7 protein-coding genes are annotated in these 9126 nt (G+C 69.6%); 3 read left to right on the plus strand and 4 right to left on the minus strand.

What is annotated here, in order from left to right; genetic code table 11:
* From INE98_RS12500 to ubiG, 3 genes are all read right to left on the minus strand, one after another.
* A partial coding sequence (locus tag INE98_RS12500) for an alcohol dehydrogenase catalytic domain-containing protein (protein ID WP_293539258.1) occupies positions 1-401 on the minus strand: 401 nt, incomplete at its 3' end.
* A 109-nt stretch (positions 402-510) separates the two neighbouring features.
* Positions 511-2124 (minus strand): long-chain fatty acid--CoA ligase, encoded by a 1614-nt coding sequence (locus INE98_RS12505; RefSeq protein ID WP_293539259.1) that lies wholly within the window; start codon positions 2122-2124, stop codon positions 511-513.
* A gap of 33 nt (positions 2125-2157) precedes the next feature.
* Complete coding sequence (gene ubiG, locus INE98_RS12510) at positions 2158-2907, minus strand: bifunctional 2-polyprenyl-6-hydroxyphenol methylase/3-demethylubiquinol 3-O-methyltransferase UbiG (protein ID WP_293539260.1); 750 nt, start codon at positions 2905-2907, stop codon at positions 2158-2160.
* Between the two features lie 124 nt (positions 2908-3031).
* On the opposite strand from ubiG, the gene INE98_RS12515 reads away from it, so the two are divergent.
* A complete protein-coding gene (locus INE98_RS12515) occupies positions 3032-4282 on the plus strand; it encodes an aspartate kinase (RefSeq protein ID WP_293539261.1) in 1251 nt (416 codons plus the stop codon).
* Between the two features lie 6 nt (positions 4283-4288).
* On the opposite strand, the gene INE98_RS12520 is transcribed toward INE98_RS12515, so the two are convergent.
* Positions 4289-6022: an alpha/beta fold hydrolase gene (locus tag INE98_RS12520; RefSeq protein ID WP_293539262.1), complete on the minus strand. Its 1734-nt coding sequence runs from the start codon at positions 6020-6022 to the stop codon at positions 4289-4291.
* Positions 6023-6133: 111 nt separating this feature from the next.
* Here INE98_RS12520 and INE98_RS12525 point away from each other — a divergent pair, with 111 nt between their 5' ends.
* Positions 6134-6898, plus strand: coding sequence for a phosphatase PAP2 family protein (locus INE98_RS12525; RefSeq protein WP_293539263.1), 765 nt, complete (start codon positions 6134-6136; stop codon positions 6896-6898).
* Positions 6899-7124: 226 nt separating this feature from the next.
* A partial coding sequence (gene ptsP / locus INE98_RS12530) for a phosphoenolpyruvate--protein phosphotransferase (protein WP_293539264.1) occupies positions 7125-9126 on the plus strand: 2002 nt, incomplete at its 3' end.

Consider the following 9126-nt stretch of genomic DNA (forward strand, 5'->3'; position numbering starts at 1 on the left):
AAGGAGGACAGGTTCAGGAACTGCGGCAGGGGCGCGCCGTTCTGGGTCAGGCGGGGCTCGTCTCCGGACTCACGCTTGGTCTCGGGGCTGACGCAGAGCGACAGCCGTCCGGTCAGGCAGCTTTCGCAGTGACCGCAATAGGCCGACAGGCAGGTGATGACATGGTCGCCCGGCTTCACGGTGCGGACCTCGGAGCCCACCGCCTCGACGACGCCGGCGCTCTCGTGGCCCAGGACGGCGGGAAGCGGATGCGGATAGGAGCCTTCCATGAAGTGGAGGTCCGAGTGGCACAGACCGGCGGCCTTGGTGCGGACAAGGACCTCGCGCGGTCCAGGCTTATTGATCTGGACGTCTTCAATCTGAAGCGGCTTGCCCACTTCGCGCAGAACGGCGGCCTTCATGTCGGCATTTCCCCAAGTCTCGCCCCTGCGGGCGTTTACGACGCGCCAGCCTGGAGGCTGGATCGGGAGAGACCTTATCGCCCTTGGGGCGACGCGCGCCAGACTCTTTTCAGCCTGCGGCCAACCCCGCCCTCAGCTCTCGCTTCAACACCTTGCCGGTCGGTCCGATGGGCAGGGCCTCGACGATCCGCACCTCGTCGGGGACCCACCACTTCGCCACCCGCGCCGCGACATGCTCGCGCAGGGCCTCCGGGGCCGCCACGTGGCCGGGCCGCAGGACCACCAGCAGCAGGGGCCGCTCGTCCCACTTGGGGTCCGGGATTCCCACCGCGGCGGCCAGGGCCACGGCCGGATGGGACGAGACTGCGTCCTCGAGGTCGAGGGTGGAGATCCACTCCCCGCCCGACTTTATGACGTCCTTGGCCCGGTCGGTCAGGCGCAGGTAGCCCTCGGGGTCGATGGCGGCGATGTCACCCGTATCGAACCAGCCGTCATCGCCAAAGGCCTCGGCGCCGTCGTTCCTGTAGTAAGCCGAGGCGACCCACGGCCCCCGGACCTGCAGGGCGCCGGAATGAACGCCATCGTGCGGCAGGACCTCCCGGTTCTGGCCAACGATCCGCAGTTCGACGCCCCAGTTGGCGCGGCCCTGCCTCTGCTTGCGCGCTAGGGCGGCGGCCGGGCTCTCGCCGGCGTGGGTGGCCAGGGGGGTGTTGATCACGCCCAGGGGACTGGTCTCGGTCATGCCCCAGATCTGCCGGACATCGGCGCCGAGGCGCTCCTGGACCCGGGAGATCAGCGAGGCGGTGGGTGCCGAGCCGCCCACGGCGACCGTCCGCACGCTGGTCAGGGACTGCCCGGTCCCGTCCAGGTGATCCAGCACGCCCACCCAGATGGTCGGCACCCCCAGGAGGAAGGTCGCCTGCTCCGCCACCGCCAGCTCACAGACCGAGGGGCCGTCGAGATGACGGCCGGGAAGGACCAGCTTGGCGCCCACAAGGGGGGCGGCGTAGGGCGTGCACCAGGCGTTGGCGTGATACATCTGGGCGCAGGGCAAGATCGCGTCCGCAGCCCCGAGCCCGAAGCAGTCGGGCTGAATCACGGACATGGCGTGAAGTACGGTCGAGCGGTGCGAATAGAGCACGCCCTTCGGGTTTCCGGTGGTGCCCGAGGTGTAGCAGAGGGCCGAGGCCTGGCGCTCGTCCAGCTCGGGCCAGTTGAAGTCCGGCGCGGCGCCGGCGACCAGGTCCTCATAGACCAGGGTCCCGGCAGGGGCCCCGTCGGGCAGGTGGTCCCGGTCCGTCATGGCCACGAAGGTCGTGACCGTCTCCAGCCGCGGGGCGATCCCGGGTACGAGGTCGGCGAAGCTGATGTCCCAGAAAAGAAGGCTGTCGCCCGCGTGGTTGGCGACCCAGGCCACCTGGTCCGGGTGGAGGCGCGGGTTGATGGTGTGCAGCACGGCGCCCAGGCCGCTGACGGCGTAGTAGAGCTCGAAGTGCCGGTGGGTGGACCAGGCGAGCGTCGCCACCCGGTCGCCCGGCTTCACCCCGAGCCCCCGAAGGGCGTTGGCCATCCGCTTCACCCGGGCCAGGGCGTCGGAGTAGCCATAGCGGTGGATGGGCCCCTCGACCGTGCGGGTCACGATCTCGCGCGTCGGATGCCAGGCGGCGGCGTACTCCAGGATGGTGGGCAGGGTCAGGGGCCTGTCCATCATCAATCCGAACATGGGCCGCCCTCCCTCGGGACGATGCGCCCGGGATCAGCCCGACTTCCGCGTCACCGTCATCATGTAGTTGACCCCGGAATCGGACGACAGGCGCCAGGCTCCCGACAGGGGATTGAAGCTGACCCCGAAAGGCCCCTGCATGTCCAGCGGCTCGGTCGACAGGAAGCCGCGAAGCTCGTCGGGCGTCAGGAACTTGCGCCAGTCATGGGTGCCGGCCGGCAGCCAGCGCAGGACGTATTCCGCACCGATCTTGGCCAGGGCCAGGGCGCGCAGGGTGCGGTTGAGGGTGGCGACAATCATCAGGCCGCCCGGCGCCAGCAGTCGCCCGCAGGTGCGCAGGAACTCGCCGGGATCGGCCACATGCTCGATGACCTCCATGTTCAGGATCACGTCGAAGGGCGCGATCCCCTCGGCCTCGAGGGCCTCGGCGGTGGAGCAGAGATAGGTGACGGGAACACCGGTCTGTTCGGCGTGGGTGCGGGCGGTGCCGATGTTTCGCTCGGAAGCGTCCACCCCGGTCACGTCGAAGCCGAGGCGTGACATGGGCTCGGACAGCAGGCCTCCGCCGCAACCGATGTCCAGCAGGCGCAGCCCCTCGAAGGGTCGACGGTCTCCCCCGTCACGGCCGAAGTGGGCGAGACCCCGCTCGCGGATGAAGGACAGGCGGACGGGGTTGAACCGGTGCAGGGGCGCGAACTTGCCTTTCGGGTCCCACCATTCGGCGGCGATGCGGGAGAACCTCTCGACTTCGGAGGGATCGATGCTGGAACCGGGCTCGGGCATGGCCCGGGTCTACCAGACGATCGGTCAGACCGCACCGGGAAAAGCCCGTCCGCCAGGTGTTGCTCCGTCCCCGCCCCGCCGCTAGAACCCCGGTCTTTCCGGTCTGGAGGGCGAGATCCGAGCCATGTCGCGGCTGGTCATGAAATTCGGCGGAACCTCCGTCGCCGACCTCGAGCGCATCCGGCGCGTCGGGCGGCTCGTGGCCGCCGAGGTGGCGGCGGGCCACCGGGTGGCGGTGGTGGTCTCGGCCATGGCCGGCAAGACCAATGAGCTGGTGGCCTGGACCGACGCCGCCGGCCCGGCCGCAGAGGGCCTGCCCGCCTCGGACGACGAGTATGACGTGGTGGTGGCCTCCGGCGAGCAGGTGACCGCAGGCCTCCTGGCCATGACCCTGCGCAACATGGGCCTCCCGGCCCGGTCCTGGATGGGCTGGCAGGTGCCGATCGTGGCCGACGACGCCCACGGTCGTTCCCGAATCGATGACATCCCGCCGGAAAAGCTCTCCGCCGCCCTCGACGCGGGCGAGGTCGCGGTGATCGCCGGCTTCCAGGGCGTCACGACCTCCGGCCGCATCGCCACCCTGGGCCGTGGCGGATCGGACACCAGCGCCGTGGCCATCGCCGCCGCCGTCCGGGCCGAACGCTGCGACATCTACACCGACGTGGACGGGGTCTACACCACCGATCCGCGGATCGAGTCCCGGGCCCGGAAGCTTTCGCGCATCTCCTACGAGGAGATGCTGGAAATGGCGTCCCTGGGCGCCAAGGTCCTGCAGACCCGCTCGGTCGAGCTGGCCATGGCCCAGAAGGTCCCGGTGCGGGTCCTGTCCAGTTTTGTCGAGCCCGGCGAGGCCCCGGGCCAGGGCACCATCGTGTGCGACGAGGAAGAGATCATGGAAAAGCGGATCGTCAGCGGAGTCGCCTATAGCCGGGACGAGGCCAAGGTCAGCCTGTTTGGCCTGCCGGACCATCCAGGCGTGTCCTCGACCATCTTCGGCGCCCTGGCGGACGCCAATGTCAATGTCGACATGATCGTCCAGAGCCATGCGCGTACGGCGGACACGGCCAACATGGAGTTCACGGTCGGCAAGCGGGATGCGGCTCGGGCGGTGGAGATTGTCCGCGGCCTCAAGGGCCAGGTCGGCTTCGAGGACGTGAAGGTCAACGAGGATGTCGCCAAGGTCTCGGTGATCGGCGTCGGCATGCGCAGCCATGCGGGCGTGGCCAAGACAATGTTCGGCGCCCTGGCGGAAAAGGGCGTGAACATCCAGGTCATCTCGACCTCGGAGATCAAGATCTCGGTCCTGATCGACGCGGCCTACACCGAGCTGGCCGTCCGCGCCCTGCACGCCGCCTACGGCCTGGACCAGCTCTGAAGCCCCCTAGCGGTCGCGGGCCGCGGGCGGGAAGGTCATGGGATAGTCCGGCGACCAGTGGTTCGCCGTACCGCTGGTGACGTACCAGCACAGGAACAGGGCGCAGATCAGCCCGCCCGGCAGATAGCTGTTCGTCCGCCTCCAGGTGAAGACGGCGATCACGCCGACGAAGGCCAGCAGGGGAATGAACTGCAGGGCCACGATCACGTTCAGCGGCTCGGTCGGGGTCAGCAGCAGGCCGGTCGAGAAGAGGGTCGCATACTGCAGTACGGCCAGGACCAGGAAGCCGCCGCCCATGACGCCCGCGGCGGTCAGGTAGGTCATCCGGCGGCTCGCGCCGTCCACCGCCAGGAGGGCGCAGAGGCCACGCACGGCGATCACGGCGTGCAAGATCCAGAATGGCAGGTAGGTCAGGAAGGTCGCCCAGCGCGCCTCCGTCAGGGGCCGGAAGCCCACGACCCAGAAGCGGAAGTCCACCTGGAGCAGGCGGTCCACAAGGGCGAGGGCGAGGACGACGGCGCCCACGGACAGGCTCGCGGCGACGATGGACCGGACGATGTCCACGCTGAAGACCGGTCGGCCCCTCCGGAGCACCAGGGCGATGAGCACGGCGAGGACCGTGTTGGCCATGGCCCAGGCCAGCAGCTGGTTCTGGACCCACTGGGGAAAGCCGGTGGAAGGAAACCAGAAGGCGCCCAGCTTCATGAAGGGCAGGTAGGTGGCGGCCGGCAGCACGGCTGTCAGGACGAGGGCGATCCAGCCGCCGGCGCCCCGGACCGCCGAGGCCGGCTCGGGTGCGCGACGAAGGGCGCCAAGCCAGGGCAGGCTCAGGACGAGGTCGAAGGCCCCCAGCAGGAGCAGGGCGGCGCCGACAAGGGCCACGAGGGTTCCAGCCTCTTTCCAGAACCAGATCTGTTCGTTGGCCGGCCGGGGATGGGCCTCCCCGTCCAGCCGCGCCTGCATCCAGTCGACGACCGGGGCGACCCCGCCGCGGGAGAAGTGCTCCCAGGGGTGGGTGACATGGGGCAGGTCCAACCTCCGCGCGGTCCCGAGCGAGGGGTCGCCGTACAGGCGGCCGGGCTCGACGGCAGTGGTCAGGCCGAACACGGTCCGCAGTTTCTCCGAGTCCGGCAGGTCGGTCCCCTTGGGTGTCCGCCACATCAGGGCGGCGAACTCGTCAAGGCCGCCGAAGACGACATTCAGGTTGCGCGGAAAGTCAGGGCTCACATCCGCCGGGGGGCCGAAAAGGCCCGGAGCGGAACCGACAAGGGCCACCGCCCGGTAGCCGTCGGGCGCCGAGCGGGCGGCCGCCAGGACCGGACCCCCGCCCATGCTGTGACCGGCCAGGCCGATCTGGCCCGGATCAACGAAGGGGCGGCTGCGCAGGAAGGCCAGGGCCGAAGGGCCGCCGAAGCCTGCGGCGCCGACATTGCCGCCGGAGCCGCCATGCCCCGTCATGTCCATGGCCAGGACCACGAAGCCGCGGCGAGAGAGCTCGATCGCGAAGGGGCTCTGCATCTCCCGGGTGTTGATATAGCCGTGGCTGAGCAGGACCGCTGGCGCTCGGCGGGTCTCCGAAAGACCCGGCGGCCGGTAGAGAAGCCCGGACATCACGGCGCCTTCCGCGGTGCGCCAACGGGCCTCGGAGACCTCGACGCCACCTCGTGTCTGGACAAAGGAGGCGAGAAGGGCGCCCGCCACGATCAGGGCCGCGCCAAACGCGGCGAGCCGATAACGCATGCCTCCCCTCCCCTGCGGCGACGCAGCCGCTTTCATGAAGAGATTATGACGGCGTGGCGATGACGGGACAATGCGCTTAGCCTGAAAGCCACGATCAGCCGGAGACCCCTTATGCGCCCCGTCCTTGCCCTCGCCCTCGTCCTCATCGCCGCTGCTCCAGCCAGCCTGGGCGCCGCTCAGGCCCGCGGAAGCTATCTGGCAGGTCAACCGGCGGTGGACGCGCTCCGCATCCTGCCGCCCCCACCGTCGCCCGGCTCATCCGAGGAGACCTACGACAGGACGGTGGCGGCGGCCGCGCGGGCCGGCGTCGGCGGGCCGGCCTGGAGGGCGGCCATCCGGGAAACGCGGATCCCGGACGCGGCCTTCATGCGTTCCTTGTCCTGCGCCGTCGGGGTCGAGGTCTCCGCAGAGAAGACCCCCGCGGTCCAGAAGCTGATGATGACCCTGATGGGCGACTTCGTGGGTCCCATGGACCTGGCCAAGACCACCTATCGGCGGGCCAGACCCTTCACCGCGGATGGCGGCCCGGCCTGCGACGCCCTCGTCGCGGCGGGTCAGGGCGACAAGCTTGGATTCGCCTATCCCAGCGGTCACGCGGGGATCGGCTGGCTTCTGGCCCTTGCCCTTTCGGACGCCGCCCCGGCCCGCAGCGAGCCCCTCCGCGCGTGGGGCGCCGCGGTCGGCCAGCACAGGGTCGACTGCCGGGTGCACTGGCCCAGTGATGTCGCTGCAGGCAGAATGCTGGGGCTGGCCATCCACGACAGGGTCTCCAGGGCTCCCGCCTACCAGGCCGATGTGAAGGCGGCCGCAGCCGAGATCGCCAAGGCTCCTCCCCTCGCCTGCCCTGACCCCGGCGCCGAAATCGCGGCGCGGTGAACCGCACCCGGTCAGCAGGTCCGGGGTCGCCCGCGCCCGGAGCGGGGGCGGCTGTTTCACCCCGAAGGCGTATCTCTCCCATGGCGCAGGTCCTTGCCCGAAAACAGGGCGCCGATCGGCTGGACGCCCTCTGCACGGGCAATTGTTTTCGGTTCGTCATGGCTTCCTGCTAGAACGCCAACTGTGAGACGGGGGGCTTTCCCCCCATTGCGAGGGGCCCTTGCCGATTTCGACCGCCAGTTTCGCCGTCCGGGGGCAGCGCAGCCTGCTCCGGCAGATCCGTGAGGCCCTCGCCTCGGGCGGACCTGTCCAGGCGCGGCTCGACATGGTCGTCAAGATCATCGCGCGGTCCATGGTGGCGGAGGTCTGCTCGCTCTACCTCCGTCAGGCGGACGGGCTCATGGAGCTCTTCGCCACCGAAGGTCTTTCGCCGGACGCCGTGCATCTGACCCGGCTGAAGCCCGGTGAGGGTCTCGTGGGAGAGATCATGCGGCTGGGGCGCCCGCTGAACCTGGCGGATGCTCCCAATCACCCGGCCTTCTCCTACCGTCCGGAGACCGGAGAGGATCCGTTCCACGCCTTCATGGGCGTGCCCCTGCTGCGGGGCGGCCGGGCGATCGGGGTCCTGGTCGTGCAGAACCGGACCGAGCGCGTGTACTCTGAGGACGAGGTCGAGGACCTGCAGATCATCGCCATGGTCCTCGCGGAGATGGTCGCGGGGGGCGAACTCGCGGCGGAGGGGCCCCTCCAGAATATCGACCTGGTGCCCAAGAAGCCGGAGCGACTGAAGGGCGCGCGCTTCGCCGAAGGCCTGGCCCTTGGCGTGGCGGTCCTTCATGAGCCGCCGGTCGCCCCTTCAGATCTCCTGGCCGAGGATGTCGCCGCGGAGGAGGAGAGGCTTCGCGCGGCGATCACCGCGCTCCAGGCCCAGATCGACAGCATGCTCGAGGGACAGCATGGCCTGGTCGAGGCCTCCTACGAGGTGCTCGAGACCTACCGGATGTTCGCCCATGACCGCGGCTGGCGACGGTCCCTCGAGGATGCCGTTCGCAACGGCCTGACTGCAGAGGCGGCGGTGGAGCGGGTTCGCTCGGAACACCGGGCCAGGCTCGGGCAGGCTCGCGATCCCTACCTGCGAGAGCGGCTGCATGATTTCGAGGATCTCGCCGACCGCCTCTTGCGTCACCTTGCCGGCGACGCAGTCCTGGCCAGGGACCTGCCTGAAAACGCCATTCTCATCGCTCGAAACCTGGGCCCCGCCGACCTGCTGGAGTACGACCGCACCCGGCTGAAGGGACTCCTGCTGGAAGAGGGTTCAAGCGCAAGCCACGCAGCCATTGTCGCGCGGGCGCTCGACATACCCTGCGTGGGGCGCCTGCCCGGCCTTCGCGACAAGGTGTCGGAGGGCGACACCGTCATCGTCGACGCTGAGACCGCCGAGGCCTATCTGCGGCCGCGGCCGGATGTGGTGAAGGCCCTTCAGGCCCGACTGGATGTCCGGCGGCAGAGGCGGGCGGAGTTCGCCCGGCTGCGCGACCGGCCGGCTGTGACCCGGGACGGAGCCAAGATCAGGCTTCTGATGAACGCCGGGCTGGACGTCGACCTCGACATGCTGGAGGAGGCCGGAGCCGAGGGGATTGGCCTGTTCCGCACCGAGTTCCAGTTCATGGTCGCCGAGGAGATGCCGCGGCTCACCGCGCAGACCGCCCTTTACAGCAGGGTGATGGACGCTGCGGGAACCCTCCCGGTCACCTTCCGGACCCTCGACCTGGGCGGAGACAAGGTGCTGCCCTACATGGAGGCCGAAAGGGAGGACAATCCGGCCCTGGGCTGGCGCGCCGTGCGCATGGGCCTGGATCGCCCCGCCCTCCTGAGGCTCCAGCTCCGGGCCTTGATCGCCGCAGCCCGCGGACGGCCGCTCAAGATCATGTTCCCCCTGGTCGCGAGCGTCGACGAGTTCCGCGCAGCCCGGGCGCTTGTGGATCAGGAGGTGGCCTGGGCGCACCGAAGGGGACGGCCTGAGCCGGCTCGCCTGGATGTCGGCGCCATGATCGAGGCGCCCTCGCTGATCTGGCACCTGGATGCGCTTCTGCCCATGACCGACTTCGTGAGCGTCGGCACCAACGACCTGATGCAGTATCTGTTCGCGGCGGATCGGGGCAATCCCCGGGTGGCCGACCGGTACGACCTGCTCTCGCCTCCTGCGCTGCGGGCGCTGGAAATGATCC

Source organism: Phenylobacterium sp., assembly GCF_020253645.1.
Taxonomy (GTDB): Bacteria; Pseudomonadota; Alphaproteobacteria; order Caulobacterales; family Caulobacteraceae; genus Phenylobacterium.